We start from the raw sequence: 20,726 nt of genomic DNA on the forward strand, positions 1-20,726 counted from the left end.
AATATAGAAAGTAGTGAATACATGAAGCTACGTAAACAATTAAATAATGATGGTAAGGTTGCAGCATTTTTCTTATTACCAAGTTTGATTGGTTTTTCTCTTTTCTATCTAATCCCTTTTGTAATGGGTACTATCTATTCATTTAAAGATGGTGCTGTTGGTGGTTCTTTTGTTGGACTTTTTAATAATAAAGAGTTGTTAGCTAGTACTTCTTTTTTTAAGGCGGCCTCAAACACATTTTGGTTTACTGCAATCATTGTCCCATTAGTAGTCGTTATTTCTTTAATATTGGCACTTTGCTTGCATCAAACCGTCATGTTTAAAAATGTAATTATTAGTTCGTTTATCTTGCCAATTGTTGTACCTGTCGCTTCGATTGTAATGTTATGGCAAATATTATTTGATTGGAACGGTACCTTTAATTCATGGCTTGTAAATATGGGGTTTGCGCAAATCGATTGGATGAAATCGGATTGGTCGATCGCTGTAGTATCAGTTATTTATTTTTGGAAAAACATTGGTTACAACATGATTATATTCTTGGCAGGTCTTCAAAATATACCAAAAGATTACTATGAGATAGCCGAAATGGAAGGCGCAGGTCGTTTCTTTAAATTTAGACAGATTACGTTGGTTTACTTAACGCCGACAATGTTTTTTGTACTTTTAATGAGCATTATTAACTCCTTTAAAGTATTCCGTGAAACTTATCTAATTGCAGGCGATTATCCATATGATCGAATTTATATGATTCAGCACTATATGAATAATATGTTTGCTTCTTTAAATATTCAAAAGCTGACTGCTGCAGCTACTTTAATGGTCGGATGCATATTAATTCTAGTGTTTGTTTTCTTCGCAATCGAACGTCGTTATCGAAAGTTTATGAGTTAAGAATGAGAGGTGAAGAAGATGAAAAAAAATACTAAAATACGAAAATGGATTTTAACCCTCATATTATTAATTATTGCTGCAATGATGGTTTTTCCGATTGTTTTTACGTTATCAAATTCTTTTATGACGGAGAAAGAAATTAGCTCTTCCTATCCATCAGAAAATGAAATACAACAAGATAACAATGCACACAAAGAGAATTACGTACATTTGAAGTTGATTCCTGATAAGTTCTCGTTTGAACAATATAGTGCATTCTTTGAAAAGAAACAAGAATTACTTGACAAGCAACAATCGTATTTGGATCTGTATGGAAATTCTGTCATTATGGTTTTTCCAATCATTATGGGTCAACTTATTGTTGCATCATTTGCAGCTTATGTCTATGGAAAGCTTAAGTTCAAAGGAAGAGATACGTTATTTTTAGTTTATATGGTTACGATGTTGATGCCCTTTCAAGTAACACTTGTACCTAACTATATCATCGCAGATAAATTAGGGATTTTAAATAGCTTTAGTGCCATCATTTTTCCAGGGGTATTTGGTGCATTTGGCGTGTTTATGCTTAGACAGTTCGTATTGACGATTCCTTATTCATACATTGAGGCAGCAAAAATAGATGGGGCAGGTCACTTTAATATTTTAATAAAAATAATCTTGCCGTTAATTCGACCAGGAATTGCAGCATTAATCGTCTTATTATTCGCTGATTACTGGAACATGGTTGAACAACCACTTATTTTTCTTGATGATCCTTCTAAATTTCCATTATCTCTTTATTTATCACGTATTACAGAAGAAGCAAGGGGAATTGGATTTGCTGCATCTGTCCTTTACATGGCACCAATGATAATTTTATTTGGAATCTCTAAAAAGTATTTAATCAAGGGTATCCAGGTATCTGGCGAAAAGGATTGATTTTGCATACTGAAAAATTATTTACTTGATTGGTTAACATAAAAGAATGGTTATGTACTGAAAGAAAGTGTGGTTATATAACATGCAGTCCAAAATCTTAATCGTGGAAGATGAAACGATTTTACGTGAAATTGCGAAAGATTATTTAATAAAAGAAAAGTATGAAGTATATGAAGCAACTGATGGTGAACATGCATTAGCTTTATTTGAAGAATATTTATTTGACCTAATCATTCTTGATATTATGCTGCCAAAAGTTGATGGATGGTCTGTTTGTAGAAAAATACGGAAAACATCAACAGTTCCTATCATCATGCTAACGGCAAGAGTCGATGAGGATGATACACTTCATGGGTTTGAATTAGGAGCTGATGATTATGTCACAAAGCCGTATAGTCCACCCATTTTATTGGCTAGAGTTAAACGATTACTTGATAGTCGAAATAGAAAGAATGAGCTATCTAAAGATACATTATCTAATGATGGAATTTCGGTCGATTTTTCTTCACGGACAGTCAAAGTAGATGGAAACAATATAAATTTAACCCATACTGAATTTGAAATATTAACCTATTTAATGCAAAACAAAGGAATTGTGATTACTAGAGAACAACTTATATCAAAGATATGGGGATATGAATACAATGGCGATGATCGAACCATTAATACCCATATTCGTAATTTGCGTACGAAATTAGGCAATAAATCAAAATGGATTTCAACTATTATCCGTACTGGTTATAAATTTGAGGAAAGCTTATGAGAAGTAGAATAGTTTTAAAATTATTTTTCTTAACATCTTTTTTATGCTTGTTAATTACTGGTACTATATATACTAGTCAGACCATATTTTTTAAGCAATATTATGCAAATCGTAAAGTCCAGGATTTAAAGACGCATATCCGATTATTTGAAAAACAGTTAATAAAAAATTCCGAAAATAATCAAGTTGTTCAACAGTTAGAACAAGATTTTTATCAAAAACATAATACATGGTTAACAACATTAGATCAAAATGGAAATATCAAAACAGCAAAAGATTTTTATGTAACAATTGAATCAGAAAACGTAAAAAATCCTGTACAAAATAAAAAAATAACAGTTCCACTTTATCATCTAATAGACGTGGAAAATGTAAAAAAAAGTGAGCCTTTACTTTCTAGCGGTGACTTAGTAGATCTTTACACTATTGAGAAGAATCATATAGAAGTACCGTTTTATTTATATTCTGTTCAGAATAATTCATATTGGGTAAACATATTAACTTGGACAAAAATAGCTGAAAACTTTCCAATTAAAAATGTAAGTAAAAATCCTAATGAAGTTTTATCCAAATTGGACTACTTAATAAAATATAATATTGATTTAAAAATCAGTAGAATAAAGGGAAAAGTAATAGATGTACAATTCCCAGAACGGAATGATGTGTCAAGTATCATCTATGCAAATAGCTTGTTTATGGATCGAATTAATGAATTTCAGACAAGCCTATTGTTGAATAAAAATAATAAGTATGATACCTTTCAAATCCTTGATTACGAACAAAATGATATCAAATATAAACTTTTCATTGACCCTGTTACAAACAAAAACGGAGAAATAAATTATATTTTTTCAATGGCATCTTTGCAGCCTGTTGATGAAGCAGTACAAATGGTAAAAGATTATTTTGTCTATATTATTGCTTTTGTCTTAATTCTCACCTTGTTAGCGTCTTTTTACTATTCACTTAAGATTGCCAGACCATTATTAAAAATTAACAACATTACTAGAAAAATTGCGAACTTAGATTTTTCAGAACGAATCGAATATTATTCCAAAGATGAAATCGGTGACTTATCTCAGAATATAAATTTTCTTTCCAATACATTACATTCGCATATCAAACAACTAAGACTAGACATAGAAAAGGAAAAGCAGTTAGAAAATACAAGAAAAGAATTTATCTCAGGTGTTTCACATGAATTAAAGACACCATTAAGTATTATGAAAAGCTGTATCTCGATACTTAAAGATGGAGTTGCTACCCATAAGAAGGACTATTATTTTGAAGCGATGGAAAAAGAGGTTGACAAGATGGATCTATTAATTGTCGATATGCTTGAGCTTGCAAAATATGAGTCAGGAACTTATAAAATGAAAATGGAACCATTTTTTATTGATAAAATAATTGATTATATATGTAACCAATTATCATTAGAGGTTGAAAAAAAACAGCTAACGGTTCATAAAGATATAGATCCTATAGAGGTTATTGGTAATCAACATCGTATTGAACAAGTAATGACTAACTTTTTAACAAATGCTATCCGTTATACGCCTGAAAATGAACATATATATATTTCTACTATTGAAGAGGATGAACACGTAAAAGTGTGCGTGGAAAATAAAGGTGCATATATCCCGAATGAACAATTAGAAAAGGTATGGGATCGATTCTATCGAGGAGATACGTCTCGTCATCGGTCAGAAGGTAGTACAGGATTGGGACTAGCCATTACCAAGAATATATTAGAATTACATGGTATGCAGTATGGTGTCATGAATACATCAGGTGGAGTGCTTTTCTACTTTTACTTAAAAAAGATATAAAGACATGATAGCAAAGATTTTCGGATCGTCCTTTTGATTAGGGTGGTCTTTTTTTGTTACATAGTAACGGATTCTAAAAAAATTTATCGTATTTAATCTTTTAATAATCTTTATTTCATCTTCATTTCATCTTTATCTAAGGGAAGTATTCTAAATTTAGATTAAAGAAAAGAATAGGAGATGAAAAAAATGAAAAAAGGATTCTTATTTCTTTTAAACTTGATATTAACAATTTGTTTAGTTGCTTGTAGTAATGGGACAAACCAAAGTAACAGAAGCGAAGATAAAGAACAAAATATCCCAAATAATACAAGTGAAAGTGTCAATCATACGAAAAGGGAGGATTTATCTTTAAAGGTGAGTAAGGATGAGAAAAAAACGATTACCATCTCAGTCATGGGTAAATTCCCAGACTTTGAATTGGCTGCTAAGGAATACGAAAAAAAACATCCAAATATCACGATTGAACTAAAAAGCTTTGCGTCGGGCGGTGGCGGGATGACTCTTCTTGAACTTGAGAAATATGTGTCACAGACGACAACTGAGGTGTTGTCCGGAAAAGGTGCGGATTTATTCGTGTTGAACGACCAAAGTTTGCCGATTGATCGATACATTGATAAAAATGCCTTTGTTGATCTCAATCAATACATTGAAAGAGATACGTCTTTTGATAAAAGTCTATATTACATGAACATTCTTGAACATTCTAAAATAAATGGTGGACTTTACGTTTTACCCACGCATTTTTCATTAGGTGCTTTATTTGGAAACAAGGAGGCAATTTCGAAAACAGGCATCCAAATAGATGACAGCCAAAATTGGACATGGAGTCGATTTACAGAAATAAGTAAACAGCTAAAAACAAAAGGGACACTTGGGACTGTGATGAACGTTTCACCTTTAGGTATTTTAAATCCCTTGATTTTCTCAGATGAAAACTACGACCGACTTGTTGATATGGAGAAAAAAGAAGCTAAATTTGATTCTCCGTTATTTATTGATTTACTCAAGCAAGTAAAAAGAATGTATGATGATGGCGTTTTATCGACTCAACCGACCAATCCAACGGAAACGTATTTTGCAAGCTCAGCAATCTTTTCTCCAAGCGATTATGCAGTGCGTTCAGCTGTTTATAACAATCAGAATACGACCATTTACGAATTTCCACATTCTTCTGAAAAAGAATCAGGTGTTTCCTTCAGTGGATACGATCGGTATGCGATGAATGTAAATTCCACTGTCAAAATGGAAGCATGGGATTACCTGAAATTTTTACTTTCTTATGAAATGCAAAGTCAATCAGTAAGGGATATGTTCCCTGTGAATATCGCGGCAAATGAAAAGGTATTTGCCGAGTTATTATTAGATGGAAAAGGAGGGAGTACAAAAGTTTATGGTGGCAAAGGTGGAAAGATAACGGTAACAGAAGAGTCGCTTCAACCACTTAATCAGATGATTTCTGAAGCGAACACAGAAGTAAGATGGAATGAGAAGGTTCAGAAAATTCTCTCAGAGGAAACGCCAAGCTATTTTAGTGGTCAAAAATCTGCGGAAAGTGTGGCGGGTATTATCCAGAACAGAGTGATGACATACTTAAACGAGTAGGAAAATCAATAAGCTTAAAATATAGAGAGCATTTCATGTGTTTTGTATCTCCTTGCCTTAAAGAGGCCATTGATAGATGGCCTCTTTTTGTTATGTATTTTTCAAAGGACCAAATCTATCATTTTATTAATCTTTATCTCATCTTTATTTCTAATTCATTTCCTCTTTATCTATGTCTTTTATGATAACTATATCAGCTAATTTGAGTTTGATAGAGAGGGGATTTCAATATATGAAAAAAAAGAAATTGTATTTTTTATTACTACTAATTGTATTAATTTTTTTAGCTTTGTCCTTAATAAAAGTTAACGATATAAAAATTTTAAAAACAGTAGATAAGATAGCATTTGCCGCACAAATTAACAAACAGGAACAGGGATTAATAAAAGAAAATAACTTTATAGAAGAAAAAATCTTAAAAGGAAAAACGATAGTTATTGACCCAGGACATGGAGGTAAAGATGTTGGCGCGATTGGACAAAGCGGGACATTAGAAAAAGATGTAACACTTCCATTGGCAAAGAATCTTCAACGTGAATTAGAAAAAAAGACCAGTGCTACAGTCATTTTAACACGTGATAAGGATGTTACCCCGTCACTGAAGGATCGGGTAGAACTTGCAAAATCCAAGAATGCAGACCTATTTATCAGTATTCATTTTGATGCATTTACTTCAAATGGAGTGAATGGAATAACAACCTATTACAATAATGAGGCAGATAGAAGTTTAGCTGCCTTAATCCATAGACATTTATTTAAACCGGATATGGGAACTAGAGATAGAGGTGTTAGTTTTGGTGATTACTTTGTATTAAGAGAAAATACTAAACCATCCATCTTACTAGAACTTGGATACATCTCAAATGCAGAAGATGAAAAACGAATAAATTCACAAACATATCAAACACAAGCATCAACGGCAATAGTAGAAGGAGTTATTGAATACCTTTCAAACTAAAACTGTTCGTTACATTGTTCCAATAATTTGATAAAAGAGGCATGTCTCTAAATGAGACATGCCATTTCTATTTATTGATTAATCAAGATATGTGCCATCTTTAATGCCCTACGAGTTTTTTTCTGTTTAAAACAATAATTAAATAATTCTTTTTCAGAACGTTTAATTAAATAAACAAAACCAAATTTTTTAAACAAAGGTAATGAATAATCGGACAAGTATTGATGGTATTCTTGTTCTTTATCTTGAATTAAATAACTGAGTAAAGTAAATAAGTTTATATATAATTGTTCATTTTTCTTTAGAGCTGTTTTTAGTCCTTCATTTGCAAGTTGTAATAATTCCTCATTTGGATGTAAACTCCCATAATATGCACTTCTTATATAGCCTTCTAAAGAAAGTAAGTATGGGTTTGATTCAATATCTTTAAGAATCATGGACTCTTTATAGAATTTTTTGGCTGGTTCATAATCTTTTCTTCTATAGTATTCAAAAGCTAAGTTGTGTAATACCTTTGCCTTTCGACCCGGTGAATGACAAAGTTCACAACTTTTGATTAAGCTTTCAAACCTATGAATCGTTTCTTTAAAATCTCCATCATCTTTTACTTGAATCGCCATAAGCATTTCTGCATCAATCACTCTCAGATAGTTATTAATTTCTTTAAAAAATCGACGTGATTTATCAGCAAAAAAATAAGCCATAACTGGTGATTCATTTAAATGATAGGCGACTGCTAAATGATAGGTATATTCCTTGTTATTGTAATCTGTATCATTTATTGACTTTAATACTTGAATTGCTTTGGGATTTTCATGTTTTGCTAAATAGTAAATTCCTAAAACGTGTTTGAATAGATTAGCTTCGTAGGTTGATAATTTATGTTCTTTCTTTTGGATTTCTTTGATGATTTCTAAGGCTTCCTCGGTCAAATTATGCATGAGTAAATACCTAACCCGAAGCAATTTGTAAAGATTGATATAATCAGAGATCTGAATTAAATCTTCTTGCTCAAGTTCATGATTAATAAGATCCATTTCTTCAAGTAATTGCATGACAATAACATCATGCCAATGATTTAAACGCTTTTTTATATTATTAAGTTTTATTAATTCTTTTTCGATATTTATACCTAGTCGCTCGGATAAAAGAGTGATAATTTCAGGTGCATATTCAGTATGTAAACGCTCAATTTTACTAATATGTGTTCCAGAACAAATCCCTTTTCCTAATTGCTCCTGAGTCATTTGGTATTTTTCCCGATAAAACTTAATGATTTTCCCCTCATTCATATTGAATTTCTCCTTTTAGAATAATATTTGGATGTGATTGAGTAGTAGGAAAACCAAGATTCCCCCAAGTACAAAAATGATTTTTTCGATATAGTTTAACAATTGTCATTTGTTTGAAATCTAAATTTTTAAGAATTTACAAAAATCTTTCACATTCTTCTGAGTTCGACAATATTCTACAAGTGGTTTGATATATTGTGCAGTGGAATTAGGACAACTTGTAGAACAATTCCCCCAGTTTACCGCATATAAAAGCTCAAGTACAATATGAATTAATAGAGTTGTCTAATTATTCATACTCTTATTTTACACTATCTATCTTTCGGGAGGAAAGCGATGCTCATAGGAATATGTAACCATTTTATTAGGGGGGGAAACCGCTAGCTTATTATTTTTAAAAAGTAATAGATTTAAAATTTGCAGCAGAAATCACATTAGTAGAAGGAGCGTTACTTAATGAAAAATCGAAAGAAACAATTTCTAAATGTTATGGTATCGGGTGTAATAGCATCTGGCCTTCTTACATCGTATTTAATGCCTCAACAAAAATCTTATGCGATTTCAAATTCTACTGAATCGATCTTAAAAGGACTATCTGAAGAACAACGACAGTCTATAAAACGATTAACCCCACAAGAAGGATTCATCATTGATCCAAGTTTGTTGTCACTTAAAGATAGGACAGCAAATGTTATTGTTGAGTTCAAAACAGCTCCGGTCGAAAATGCTCAGCAATCAAAAACAAAAGGTACATCTAAAAATAAAGCGGAAAAGATAAAAGGGGAACAAGAATATTTTAAACAACGATTAACTGAAATGTTTAAGAAGAAAGAGGAGTTAAATCAAAATATAAAAGAAAATTCACTTCAATATCAAATTAAACAAACTTACCAGAATGTATTTAATGGAATGGCTATGACGATTCCTACAAGTGAAATTAATACCTTGCTTGAGACTGGTGTAGTCAAAAGGATATGGAAAGACAATGTCGTTAGTTTACCGAAAAATGAATCGACTACTACACAAGAACCAACAACTGGAAAAGTAATTCCACCGGCGCTTCCTCATATAGGAGTTGATCGTTTACATACTGAGGGCGTAAAAGGACAAGGAATAAAAGTTGGGGTACTTGATACAGGGATTGACTATAATCATCCTGATTTAAAAGATGTTTATAAAGGCGGATATGATTTTGTCGAAAATGATTCTGATCCAATGGAAACAACTAGAGAGCAATGGCTTGCATCTGGTCAACCTGAATCGATAAATGGTAGTGCATACTATACAGAACACGGAACTCATGTTGCTGGAACAATCGCATCTAACCCTAAAAATGATGTTGAATATGCAATGACAGGTGTAGCTCCGAATGTAGACTTGTATGCATATCGAGTATTAGGAGAATATGGATCAGGATATGATTCATCAGTTATCGCAGGTATAGAAAGAGCTGTAGAAGATGGAATGGATGTGATTAATCTATCATTAGGTAATGGTAATAATCATTCCTTAGACGCTACATCTGTAGCAATCAACAATGCAGCATTAAAAGGGGTAATACCAGTTATAGCCGGAGGAAATGCAGGGCCAAATCCTGGTACGTTAGGTTCACCAGGTGCTTCTCCACTAGCAATCACTGTTGGTGCTAGTGATGTGCCGACTGATATTCCAACCGTTAAAGCAAGCTTAGCAGATATTTCAGTTCAAAATACTTTAATGGGACATGGTCTTGGTAAGGATTATCTACAGTTAATAGATAAAGAGTATGATGTTGTTGAAGTAGGAATTGGTACAGAAGAAGATTATACTGACAAAAACGTTAATGGGAAAGTGGCATTAATTGCTCGAGGCGAGATATCATTTGATGAAAAAATTCGTCGTGCTCACGAAAAAGGTGCTGTAGCGGTATTGATTTATAATAATATCGATGGAGAGATTCCATTTTTCTTAGGTGAAAATCATGGTTATATCCCAACATTTAAAATGTTACATGCCGACGGAGTAAAACTTTCAGAAAAATTAAAAGCAGATCCTACAGCTAAACTTAAAATAACAGACTTACAGTCAAATATGACTACAGGTGATGTATTAGCTGATTTTAGCTCACGTGGTCCAGTTAGTAATAACTTTGATATTAAGCCAGATGTAGTAGCACCTGGGGTTTCCACCTTCTCTACTGTTCCAGAATATATTAATAGCCCAGAAGATGGTGTCGATTATTCTAGTGGTTATGCTAGTTTAAGTGGAACATCCATGGCAACACCACATGTTGCTGGAGTTGCAGCCCTATTATTACAAACACATCCAGATTATTCAGTTGCAGATGTAAAAGCTGCTCTTATGAATACTGCTGATCCTTTAAAAGGTCGTACGTACAATGTGAATGAAGTTGGAGCAGGACGTGTAGATGCTTATGAGGCAGTCCACAATACAACTTTATTTGAAGTGCAAAATAAGACGACTACCTTAGATGAAAATGGATTAAAAATAGAAATCGATGACATTTCAGGATCTATTCCTTTTGGTAGTATTGCACAATCAAGTGAGACGCAAAATAGAGGAACCTCGATTTCTATTAAGAATTTAAGTAGTGAACTAGAAACATATCATACTAGAGTTGAATTTTTAACAATCGATGGTGTCTCAAAGGAAGCTGGTAAGAATGATGTGACGGTTCAATTACCATCATCGATTGAAGTGAATGGTAATGAGAGTAAAAATATTAATGCAGAAATATCCATTCCCGCTAATGCAGAATTTGGTGTATATGAGGGATATATTTATATAGAAAATGAGTCGAAAACTGCAGAATATCAAATTCCTTTCCATGTTCGTTATGCTAAACCTGGTTTCGAAAAACTAGAATTTTTTAAACATGCAATAACGAATGACCTTAGTAACTTTCATCCATACATCGAGCCGTTTACACCAGTCAGTTTCAAGTTAAATAGTCATATGAAAACGATTGATGTAGTGGTTAGCGATCTAAATGGAAAACCAATTGGGTTTTATGGCACGTTTAATTTAGAAAATGCAGCAGTTGATACGGATTACTTCATTTTCTTCGGATTTTCAGGTGAAGTAAAGCATTTTACAGGTGATCCGAATAAACCTTTAGCACTTGAATATGAACCACTTAAAGAAGGTAAATACATTGTTTCTTATATTGGTACAGGGGTAGATGGTAAAACATATAAAATCGATAATGACATGGTGATCGATAATACAGCTCCGACACTGGAATTTGATAAGAAAACAGGAATCCAAGAACTTTCAAGTTCAGATTTAACAACTGAAAGTTATGATGGACAAGATTATACAGCCTATTGGGTGCATGGAAAATTGTATGATGATACGATTGACTATTTAAAAAGTAGAGGACATGACATCACTCAAGAGGCAAATACCGCGTACGCTTATCAAGATTCTTTTTGGCCAACAGCTGAATTTTTCCCAAATGCAAATGGTGAATTTAAATTTGGTGTCCTACCAGAAGAATATGCAAGCTATCCAACTAATGTAAGAATCTATACTTATGATTACGCTACAGCAGGAAATCCGACTTTCCCAGAGTTTACTTTTATTAATAAAGGAGCTCAATATTCTACAATTAAACCAAATACAAAAGGTGTAAGTCTTGGATCGGAGTTTGTAAATACATTTACGGTTCAAAACGCGCAAGATTTAACAAGTGCATCTGTAACAATCGATGTCCCTAATTTCTATAAAGTTGTAGACGCTAAGCCATCAAAACAGCTAGAAGATCTTGCAAAGAAAAATAATTGGACTATTCGTGTTGCAAAGCCACAAATTACAGAAAGCACTTGGTCTAATATTTCAGCATTTGCTGTCGATATTTCAGACAAAAAGACACAATTACCAGTTTCAATTACTGGTGATATTGATTTATTGGATATTACATTAAAAGTAGTCGATGACCATAATTACATGGTAGAAAGTACATTCTATTATCAAGAATCTTCATATCAAACAAGCTCTGGTAGTAAATCATCTTTACCAACCTTTGCTGAAAAGTTTAAATTCCACTCTCAGCACTCATGGGTAGAAGGTTACTTTCATGGTGAAGCAGTTAATTTTGACAACTACGATTTAGATTATTCAAGGATTGGGACAAAAGCTTATCTGGTTGATAAAAACGGTAAAAAGTACCCTGCGGATATTTCAGAAAAAGGGTATATGACGGTTACGGATATTCCTGCAACGAAAGATGAATATAGGTTAATCGTAGATATCCCTGGTCATTTCCTATATAGTAAAAAATTAACTTTAAGCAGGACAATTGATGGAAAAGTCCAAGGCAATTTCTATACTGTATATACGGATACGGCTGCTGCTGGAGATGTCAACGGAGATCATGTAATCGATATTTATGACGCAAAGCTTATTGCAAACAATGCTGGAGTTTCAGGGGAAAGATTGAAAGAAGATCTTAACAAGGATGGAGTCGTTGACATTATTGATTTTAACTTTGTGGAAAAGAACTTCATGTCCATCAATCCATACTTCCCAACGTCCAATAAACCAGTTGAAAAAACAGGCAGACTTACTCTAGAAGACTTAAAAGCTCGTTTTAATTAATCAATGATTCTCAAAAAGAAAACTCTCTTCATTTTTGGTAGCGGGTTTACTTCTGGGGTGTAAACAAGGAAATAACAAACCAAAACACACGCTATTTCACACAAGAAATAGCGTGTGTATTTTTGTTGATATATTAAGGTTTAAAGTATTTTTAAGCGTAAATACAAACACAAATTCACAAGGCAATTCGCAAGACTGAAATAATTATTGTAGTGTCTGTGATTTTAATGAGAATTACGGTGAAGTCTGACCAGGTTTAACTGGAAAAGGCAATGGGATATAATTTTTAGTTAAGGCTGTGTTAAAGGTAAATGTTGATTTTTGGAACAATGTTGATTTGTGCGGAAGGCGCGAGACTCCTGCAGGAGGCTTCCCGAACCGCCTGGAGCACAAATCAACAGCCAGGTTTAACTCAGCCTAAGTTAAAGAATCAAGCTGCCAAAAAGGTGGCTTTTTCTAATTGTATTAACGTGGCAGTTTAGTGGAAAAGTCCAGATTGATCGTTGTTCAGCAATCGGGCCATTTAGTGAAGAACAAAGAAATTTATCTACTTTTGTAATTTAATACGGTGTTGCTATGTATGTGGAGTTCATACTTAAAACGATCTTCAAGTCGAAGATCGTTTTAACATAAAAAATCTTACTATTATGCCAAAATGTAGTTCCCTCACAAGCGCACCTTTTTATAATATTAAAAAGGAGTTCGATGACAAAATGGAGATCATCTCCGTTTATTTAATTATCGGTGTATTGATTAGTACATCAATTTATGCGGTGGCAGATTTTCGACCTAGGTATTTCTTTTTTGCATTGTGCATTGCCTGGTTACCTTTAATATTCATTGGAATAATAATAAATTTATTTATGGATTTAGAAGAAATTTCCAATAAATTAAACTGATAAAAGCACAAAACCAAGAAATAAACCCAAAAACTGTGACAATTGTAGTTTCGGACCACCCATATTTTAAGCCAAAGTGATAGTGAATGGGTGTCATTCTGAAAATACGCTTATGCGTAAGTTTAAATGACGAAACTTGTAAAATAACCGAAAGTTGTTCAGCAAAATATATAAAGAACAAAATAGGAATTAAAATTTCAACTTTCTCAAGAACAGCAAGAAATGAAAGCGATCCCCCTATCGCTAGTGATCCCGTATCTCCCATGAAAGCTTTGGCTGGATATATGTTATAAATGAGAAAGCCGAGTAAACATCCAATCATAATTAAACAAAAGATTTGCACCTCTGATCTGTCTGAAACCATAAAAAAGAAAAAGTATGTTGGGATTGCAACAACTCCTAAAAGGCCATCTAATCCATCCGTGAAATTTATGGCATTTGCAGAACCTACGACAAATAAGGTAATGACAATAACATATACCACCATTGGAAGATTTAAGGAAATAGTATTATTAATAGTAATGCTGGTGTCTACGCCTAGTTCCTTGATCACGTAAAAAAGCAAAGTACCAGTAAAAATAAATTGAAAAATAAGTTTGGTCTTACCAGATACCCCTCCCGGATCTTGACGAGAAGCTTTCCAAAAATCATCCAAAAAGCCAACAAAACTAAAAAGAATGTAGGTAGTAGACAAGAAATACATTAATGGAGTAGGTGAAAAAAGAATGGATACTATAATTCCTACAAAAAGAATTATTCCAAACATTAACGGAGTGCCATTTTTTAACTGATGATCGGAAGGAAGTTCTTTTCTTATCGGTTGAATGAGTCTAAGTTTTTTCAAAACAGCAATTAATAGTGGAGATAAAATTGCAACAACTACAAAAGCAATTAACGCTGGGATTATTTGATCTCTCAATTTTCCTTTTCTCCTTTTCTCATTATTATCAATAATAAGTTCGATAAAACTCATTCATTTCCTCTATTCCAAACAATCCAATATTTTGGGTTACCTTCATAGGAAGCGGTAAAAGTAATTACTTATCGTTGCATACGATTGATTGAGTTTTAGATAAGGATTGATTTTATGAATTCAAGAGTCCCCATACCAGTACTTAAACGATGGGGTGCTTTAGTTTATGAAGTAAATAAAAATAAAAAGACTTAGAGGAGATTTTCTTCTATGTCTTTTTGATGTGAATTTAACTGTGAATCTGATCACAGAAACTATGTAATTTTTCTTGCGATGTGATTTGCTTATTGTCGTTTTTGCACTTCATAAGTAAACCTAACATTTTTGGAAGGGAGTTTTCTTTAACATTTATCATTAAGATCAATAGGCCTGCATTCGGGAATGGAAATTAAAATGTTCTAAAAACCTCTTTGTGTTTATCGAAAAATGATTATTCTCCGAGCGTACCCAGCCTACACCTATCTTTTCTTGTTCGTAATTTATGATGTCGATAGGAACGATATCGCCGCTTACTACATAAGGATCATTTTTGTGAGAAAAGTCTGGCCCGAAGCTGATACCTAATCCCTCTAAAATCGCCTTTTTTATGACTTCGGTATTATCAGAGGTAAATAAAATATTCATAGGACCAAAATTACTTATTAAATCATTGGCAAAGCGTTTCACATAATCTCCATTATATAGAATCACATTTTGAGACATTAATTGTTGGGGAGTGATCGATTTAGTTAACGCTAAAGGTGACGTTTTACTGACATACACCTTCATCTCTCCTTCAAGTATGACTTCAAATCGTAAATCATTTCTTTTTTTTATTAATTCCTCGTAGATTGTGATGAGGCCAATATCAATCTGGTTATTTTCGACATGTTCAATAATGTGCTGTGTGCTTTTTTCCGAGATTTCTATATTCACATTTGGGAAAGCGTTTTTAAAGGAAGATAAAGGTTCTAACAGGAACAACATAAAGCCAGGGATCGATGATAACTTTAAATTCCCTGAAATGACACTGTTGAAAGATTGGGCTTCCTCTTTAAATTCTTGAAGTCTAACTAATACCTCGTATGCCTTTTTAATTAACGTTTTGCCTTCAGGAGTTGGAACGGCGCCAAGTCGTCGGTGACGAGTAAATAGTTTAACACCCAACTCATCTTCTAATCTAGTAATCGATTGACTGATACCCGATTGTGAAACATGGAGCTTTTCTGCTGCTATTGAAATCGATCCTGTTTCTGCAACCTTTACAATGTATTCCAATTGTTCAATATGCATCGTTTTCTCCCTTTTGATATAGAAGTTCAGCTTATATTAACTTCATTATTGGTTGATTTATTTAAGTGTAAATTATATATATAATAAATTCAAGCAATTAATAATTTTCTAAATAATTACAAAAGGAGGAAGAGAATATGAATTTAAATGAGAATTTAAAGGACAGTGCAGCAAGATTTCCAAATCGCACCGCTTATACGTTTCTGAATGAAAGTACGACGTATGCAGAACTTGATAGTTTTGTAGATTCTGCTGCGTCCGGGTTATCTGCTGGAGGCATCAAAAAAGGAGATAGAGTAGCGATCATGCTAGGGAATTGTCCAGAGTTTATAATTGCTTACTATGGGATTCTTCGAGCAGGTGCAGTGGTTGTCCCAATAAATCCTGCCTATACTTCAGGAGAAATTTCCTATATTTTATCGAATAGCCAAGCAAAAGCTGTGATTTCCGATTCGTCTTTAGAAGCGACAATATCTCCATTGAGAGAGAAACTAGAAAATTTGAAAATGGTTATCTACACAGATTCAATCGAGTTCGAATGGGCTTGGGAGCGTCTAATTCAAGAACCAAACGAAAAAAATGAAAGCCCTTCCATTGAAGAAAATGATTTGGCGGTCATTCTTTATACTTCCGGCACAACAGGTAAACCGAAAGGCGCCATGCTATCCCATCGAAACATGGCTTCCAATGCTGCTTCGATGTCCAAGCTTACAGAGTTCACCGAAGAAGATCGTATCATTGCGGTTCTTCCCATGTTTCATGTGTTTTGTATAGCTACTTGCATTAACATTCCGATAGCCTGCGGGGCAGCCATTGTCATTGTTCCTAAATTTAGCCCAACCGAAGTGATAAACAGTATTAGAAGCGAGAAAGCGACTTTATTTGCCGGAGTTCCGACCATGTTTAGTTTTCTGTTACAGGTGCCAGGAGCGACCGCAGAAGATTTTTCATCAATTCGGGCTTGTTTTTCAGGCGGTGCCTCGATTCCTGTTGAATTATTACATAGATTCGAAGAGAAGTATGAGGTTTCCATTTTAGAGGGGTATGGTCTTTCTGAAACGGCTCCCGTGACAGCCTTCAATCCGTTACGAGGAATACGCAAACCAGGTTCTGTTGGTATAGATATACCGGAAGTAAAGAATAAAGTTGTCGATCACAATGGGATAGAAGTTCCAAGAGGAGAAATCGGTGAATTAATTGTAAAAGGTCCTAATGTGATGATGGGGTATTTAGGAATGCCAGATGCTACATCTTCAGCTTTGAGTGACGGGTGGTTTTACACAGGTGATTTGGCTCGAATGGATGATGAAGGATACATTTATATCGTTGACCGGAAAAAGGATATGATCATCATTGGCGGATACAATGTTTATCCGAGAGAAGTCGAGGAGGTATTATACCAACACCCGGCCATTGTGGAAAGTGCTGTGATCGGAATACCGGATAAAGAATACGGAGAAATCGTAAAGGCTTTCGTGGTAACGAATGATGAAAGCATTACGATGGATGACATCCTGTATTTCTGCCAAGACAAACTTGCCAAGTACAAGCTGCCAAAACAAGTGGAATTTATGAAGGAATTACCTAAGAATAGCACAGGGAAGATCCTGAGAAGAGCATTGCGTGTAGAGCAAGTGGAAGTTAATTAGTTTGATAGAGAATTTTTTAAAAATAATAAGGAGGAATGGCTATGAAAGCAGCTGTGCACACATTGGAATTTCCACTCTTTATAAACGGGGAATGGAAACCAGCGAAAAGCGGAGAAACATTTGAGGTAATAAACCCTGCAACCGGTGAAGTCGCAGCAAAGGTGGCGAAAGCCAGTAAAGAAGATGTGGAGATGGCTGTTTCATCTGCACGCGAGGCTTTTGATTCGGGGGTATGGTCTAAAAAAACGCCTCGAGAACGTGCGAACGTACTCATCGAATTTGGAAACAAGATTATGGAACATGCAGAAGAATTGGGGTACTTAGAATCTATTAGTTCGGGGGCAACACTTCGCCGAATTTCAAATATGGACATCTTATCCATTGTCGATCTCTTACAGCAAACAGCAAAGTTCACTGTAGAGTATAACTATGTCGAAGCCTTACCTACTTTACCATTCCCTGGACCAAGCAATAACCAGGTCTGGAGGGAACCGATTGGAGTTGTTGCGGCAATTACCGCTTGGAATTTTCCAATGATCTTGGCTATGTGGAAATTGGCTCCGGCGCTGGCAATGGGGAACTCTATTGTGGTCAAACCAGCATCCAATACGCCATTATCTACCTTGAAATTAGCAGAATTGGCTGCTGAAGCAGGAATACCTGCAGGTGTATTCAATGTTGTATCTGGTCCAGGAGCAAGCATTGGAGAAGCACTTGTGACTCATCCAAGTGTAGACAAAGTTGCTTTTACCGGATCTACAGAAGTCGGCAGCCGCATTATGCAGATGGCAGCCGGAACGGTGAAACGCGTGACTCTTGAGTTAGGTGGGAAATCACCAGCAATCGTATTGCCGGATGCAGACTTGAGCATTACCATTCCAGGCATATTATTCGGATTCTTATCACACTCTGGTCAAATTTGTGAGTCAGGCACACGTCTTCTAGTACATGATTCCATTTATGAACAAGTCATTGAACAATTATCGAACCTTGCAGGTACCATTACAATTGGAGATCCATTAGATATCGCGACAGGTATGGGTCCTCTAGTATCACAGCAACAATTGGATACCGTCCTTTCTTATATTGAAACCGGTATTCAAGAAGGGGCGCGATTGGTTTGCGGCGGAAAGCGTAGAATCGTAGAAGCATTTGAAAATGGATATTTTGTTGAACCTACCATTTTTGCAGATGTTCATAATGATATGAAGATTGCTAGGGAAGAAATATTTGGTCCTGTTCTCTCCGTTATTCGTTACTCCACTGTTGAGGAGGCAATTGAAATAGCGAATGATACGATTTATGGATTGGCAGGTGGAGTTTGGTCTAAGGATGTGAATAAAGCAATGCAAATCTCACGTGAATTGAAGGCTGGTACGATTTGGATTAATGATTGGCACATGCTCCGAAGTGATGCGCCATTTGGCGGATACAAGCAAAGCGGTTTTGGCCGGGAACTAGGACGCCATGCCTTAGATGAATATTCTCAAGTCAAACATGTTCACTGCTCACTTGTGCCTGAAGTTAGCAAAAGAGCATGGTATCAAATGTTATTGGGATAATCCAGATTCATTTATTAATAAAAATCTAAAAAAGCAGGTGATTCTATGTCGACATCATTTTTTCAATTTTCTGTACGGACGGTTGTCAATAGCGGGGCTGGTTCTAGAACGTTACTTCCTGAGATGATTAAAGGGCTTGGCGGTAAACGAGCAGTGCTCTACACGGATAAAGGGTTAACTCAAGCCGGAATTACAAAGAAAATTAAAGAATTATTTGAAATTATGCCAGGAATGCCGGAGCTTGTTGGGGTGTTTGAAGATATTGAACAGGATGCAAAAGGCGGAATTATTAACCGTGGAGCGCAGTTCTTTAAAGAGTGCAACGGTGATTCCCTAATTGCTCTTGGCGGTGGAAGTGTCTTAGATACAGTAAAAGGTATCAAGTGGCTGCTCCATAAAGGTCTGGAAGATATTCGTGATTCCCTGATTACTGGAAATGTGATGGAATGGTGGCCGGAGGCGCAGTTTATTCCGATTCCGCACGTAGCCATTGCAACAACTGCGGGAACCGGTGCGGAGGTATCACCAGTTGCTGTCATTCTAAATGAAAATCTTGGAATTAAATCAAACCTTCTACATCCATTTATCAACGCAGATATGGCGATTTTAGATCCGGATTTAACAATAGGGCTTCCCCCTAAAATTACTGCCTTTACAGGATTTGATGCCTTAACACATGCAGTGGAGGCTTATTTTTCACCGAATGCCAATCCAATGACTGATGCATATGCCATGCAATCAATTCGTATGATTGTTGATAATTTAAAGACTGCCGTTCACATGGGGGACGACCTTTCAGCAAGAGCGAATATGCTGATGGCAAGTTCGATGGCCATTTCTGCTTTCTGTTTATGTTTGAATGCTGTCCCCATTCACAATATGGCACATGCGATAGGGGCAAAATTCAATATTCCGCATGGACTGGCTAATGCAGTGCTTTTGCCGAATGTAATGGAATCTTTGCCAGCATACTATTTGCCGCGAATCACAGGATTTGCCCAAGCGTTAGGGATTGCGAATCCATCTGAACAACCGGAAAAATGTTTAGAGGAAGTGATCGAATATATAAGAGATCTTCGCAAAGCGGTAAATTTACCTGACACATTTGCAGAATTTGAATGTAACAAAGATAAGCTGGACCTTTTAGTTCCGGCAGTTCACCATGACCCAGCAGGAGTTTTCTTCAAGATACCAGCCGAGATTATCACAAAAGTGGTAAATGAAGTGTTCGAATTAAAACCAATAGAGGCTTAACACGAACTTTGGCAATCTTGTAATACGGAAAACACTTGAAAACCTCCTGTTAATGTATGGTCGCCAGACTTGACATTATTACCGGGAAGTCAAAAGTGTTTTCCTTTTTTAATGTTTGGCTCTGTTAAAGAAAGATGCTGATTTTTCTAACGGCAATCCTTATGAATGACTAAACTCAATGAGGAATCTTCTGATTAGTCTTTCATCATGCTTATGAAGGTCTAATCTCACTGGGAACTCTCTTGATTTGTCTTTCATC

The 20,726-nt window shown here is 35.0% G+C and carries 13 protein-coding genes; 10 read left to right on the forward strand and 3 right to left on the reverse strand.

From position 1 onward, the window contains the following. Positions 1–21 precede the first annotated feature (21 nt). From QNH48_RS10430 to QNH48_RS10455, 6 genes are all read left to right on the forward strand, one after another. Positions 22–894, forward strand: a complete 873-nt coding sequence (locus QNH48_RS10430) for a carbohydrate ABC transporter permease (protein ID WP_283954818.1) — start codon at positions 22–24, stop codon at positions 892–894. A gap of 18 nt (positions 895–912) precedes the next feature. Continuing rightward, positions 913–1,812 carry a carbohydrate ABC transporter permease gene (locus tag QNH48_RS10435; protein ID WP_283954819.1) on the forward strand — a complete coding sequence of 300 codons (900 nt, stop codon included), beginning with the start codon at positions 913–915 and terminating at the stop codon, positions 1,810–1,812. Positions 1,813–1,894: 82 nt separating this feature from the next. Continuing rightward, on the forward strand, positions 1,895–2,575 hold the full coding sequence (locus QNH48_RS10440; RefSeq protein WP_283954820.1) for a response regulator transcription factor: 681 nt from the start codon (positions 1,895–1,897) through the stop codon (positions 2,573–2,575). Further along, positions 2,572–4,404: a sensor histidine kinase gene (locus QNH48_RS10445; protein ID WP_283954821.1), complete on the forward strand. Its 1,833-nt coding sequence runs from the start codon at positions 2,572–2,574 to the stop codon at positions 4,402–4,404. Before QNH48_RS10440 ends, QNH48_RS10445 begins: the two co-directional genes overlap by 4 nt. Before the next feature lie 180 nt (positions 4,405–4,584). After that, positions 4,585–6,009 (forward strand): ABC transporter substrate-binding protein, encoded by a 1,425-nt coding sequence (locus QNH48_RS10450; RefSeq protein ID WP_283954822.1) that lies wholly within the window; start codon positions 4,585–4,587, stop codon positions 6,007–6,009. Between the two features lie 232 nt (positions 6,010–6,241). After that, complete coding sequence (locus QNH48_RS10455) at positions 6,242–6,967, forward strand: N-acetylmuramoyl-L-alanine amidase family protein (protein WP_283954823.1); 726 nt, start codon at positions 6,242–6,244, stop codon at positions 6,965–6,967. Positions 6,968–7,038: 71 nt separating this feature from the next. On the opposite strand, the gene QNH48_RS10460 is transcribed toward QNH48_RS10455, so the two are convergent. Beyond that, a complete protein-coding gene (locus tag QNH48_RS10460; RefSeq protein ID WP_283954824.1) occupies positions 7,039–8,259 on the reverse strand; it encodes a helix-turn-helix domain-containing protein in 1,221 nt (406 codons plus the stop codon). A 456-nt stretch (positions 8,260–8,715) separates the two neighbouring features. Here QNH48_RS10460 and QNH48_RS10465 point away from each other — a divergent pair, with 456 nt between their 5' ends. Next, the gene (locus QNH48_RS10465; protein WP_283954825.1) at positions 8,716–12,858 is read left to right on the forward strand and encodes a S8 family serine peptidase; all 4,143 of its coding nucleotides are present in this window, start codon (positions 8,716–8,718) and stop codon (positions 12,856–12,858) included. Positions 12,859–13,719: 861 nt separating this feature from the next. Here QNH48_RS10465 and mraY read toward each other — a convergent pair. Both mraY and QNH48_RS10475 read right to left on the reverse strand, forming a co-directional pair. After that, on the reverse strand, positions 13,720–14,676 hold the full coding sequence (gene mraY, locus QNH48_RS10470) for a phospho-N-acetylmuramoyl-pentapeptide-transferase (protein WP_283954826.1): 957 nt from the start codon (positions 14,674–14,676) through the stop codon (positions 13,720–13,722). Positions 14,677–15,090: 414 nt separating this feature from the next. Next, the gene (locus QNH48_RS10475; protein ID WP_283954827.1) at positions 15,091–16,002 is read right to left on the reverse strand and encodes a LysR family transcriptional regulator; all 912 of its coding nucleotides are present in this window, start codon (positions 16,000–16,002) and stop codon (positions 15,091–15,093) included. A gap of 137 nt (positions 16,003–16,139) precedes the next feature. Here QNH48_RS10475 and QNH48_RS10480 point away from each other — a divergent pair, with 137 nt between their 5' ends. From QNH48_RS10480 to QNH48_RS10490, 3 genes are read left to right on the forward strand one after another with little or no spacing between them, the layout of a single operon-like run. Beyond that, positions 16,140–17,651 (forward strand): long-chain-fatty-acid--CoA ligase, encoded by a 1,512-nt coding sequence (locus tag QNH48_RS10480; RefSeq protein WP_283954828.1) that lies wholly within the window; start codon positions 16,140–16,142, stop codon positions 17,649–17,651. A gap of 41 nt (positions 17,652–17,692) precedes the next feature. Further along, positions 17,693–19,213 (forward strand): aldehyde dehydrogenase family protein, encoded by a 1,521-nt coding sequence (locus tag QNH48_RS10485; protein ID WP_283954829.1) that lies wholly within the window; start codon positions 17,693–17,695, stop codon positions 19,211–19,213. A 45-nt stretch (positions 19,214–19,258) separates the two neighbouring features. Next, positions 19,259–20,467: an iron-containing alcohol dehydrogenase gene (locus tag QNH48_RS10490; protein ID WP_283954830.1), complete on the forward strand. Its 1,209-nt coding sequence runs from the start codon at positions 19,259–19,261 to the stop codon at positions 20,465–20,467. Positions 20,468–20,726: the final 259 nt, after the last annotated feature.

The organism is Neobacillus sp. YX16, from assembly GCF_030123505.1.
Taxonomy (GTDB): domain Bacteria; phylum Bacillota; class Bacilli; order Bacillales; family Cytobacillaceae; genus Neobacillus.

What these genes read in the sequence shown, in the direction of transcription:
- QNH48_RS10430 (WP_283954818.1), top strand. Translation starts at nt 22, where the DNA reads ATGAAGCTACGTAAACAATTAAATAATGATGGTAAGGTTGCAGCATTT.
- QNH48_RS10435 (WP_283954819.1), top strand. Translation starts at nt 913, where the DNA reads ATGAAAAAAAATACTAAAATACGAAAATGGATTTTAACCCTCATATTA.
- QNH48_RS10440 (WP_283954820.1), top strand. Translation starts at nt 1,895, where the DNA reads ATGCAGTCCAAAATCTTAATCGTGGAAGATGAAACGATTTTACGTGAA.
- QNH48_RS10445 (WP_283954821.1), top strand. Translation starts at nt 2,572, where the DNA reads ATGAGAAGTAGAATAGTTTTAAAATTATTTTTCTTAACATCTTTTTTA.
- QNH48_RS10450 (WP_283954822.1), top strand. Translation starts at nt 4,585, where the DNA reads ATGAAAAAAATGAAAAAAGGATTCTTATTTCTTTTAAACTTGATATTA.
- QNH48_RS10455 (WP_283954823.1), top strand. Translation starts at nt 6,242, where the DNA reads ATGAAAAAAAAGAAATTGTATTTTTTATTACTACTAATTGTATTAATT.
- QNH48_RS10460 (WP_283954824.1), bottom strand. Translation starts at nt 8,259, where the DNA reads ATGAATGAGGGGAAAATCATTAAGTTTTATCGGGAAAAATACCAAATG.
- QNH48_RS10465 (WP_283954825.1), top strand. Translation starts at nt 8,716, where the DNA reads ATGAAAAATCGAAAGAAACAATTTCTAAATGTTATGGTATCGGGTGTA.
- QNH48_RS10475 (WP_283954827.1), bottom strand. Translation starts at nt 16,002, where the DNA reads ATGCATATTGAACAATTGGAATACATTGTAAAGGTTGCAGAAACAGGA.
- QNH48_RS10480 (WP_283954828.1), top strand. Translation starts at nt 16,140, where the DNA reads ATGAATTTAAATGAGAATTTAAAGGACAGTGCAGCAAGATTTCCAAAT.
- QNH48_RS10485 (WP_283954829.1), top strand. Translation starts at nt 17,693, where the DNA reads ATGAAAGCAGCTGTGCACACATTGGAATTTCCACTCTTTATAAACGGG.
- QNH48_RS10490 (WP_283954830.1), top strand. Translation starts at nt 19,259, where the DNA reads ATGTCGACATCATTTTTTCAATTTTCTGTACGGACGGTTGTCAATAGC.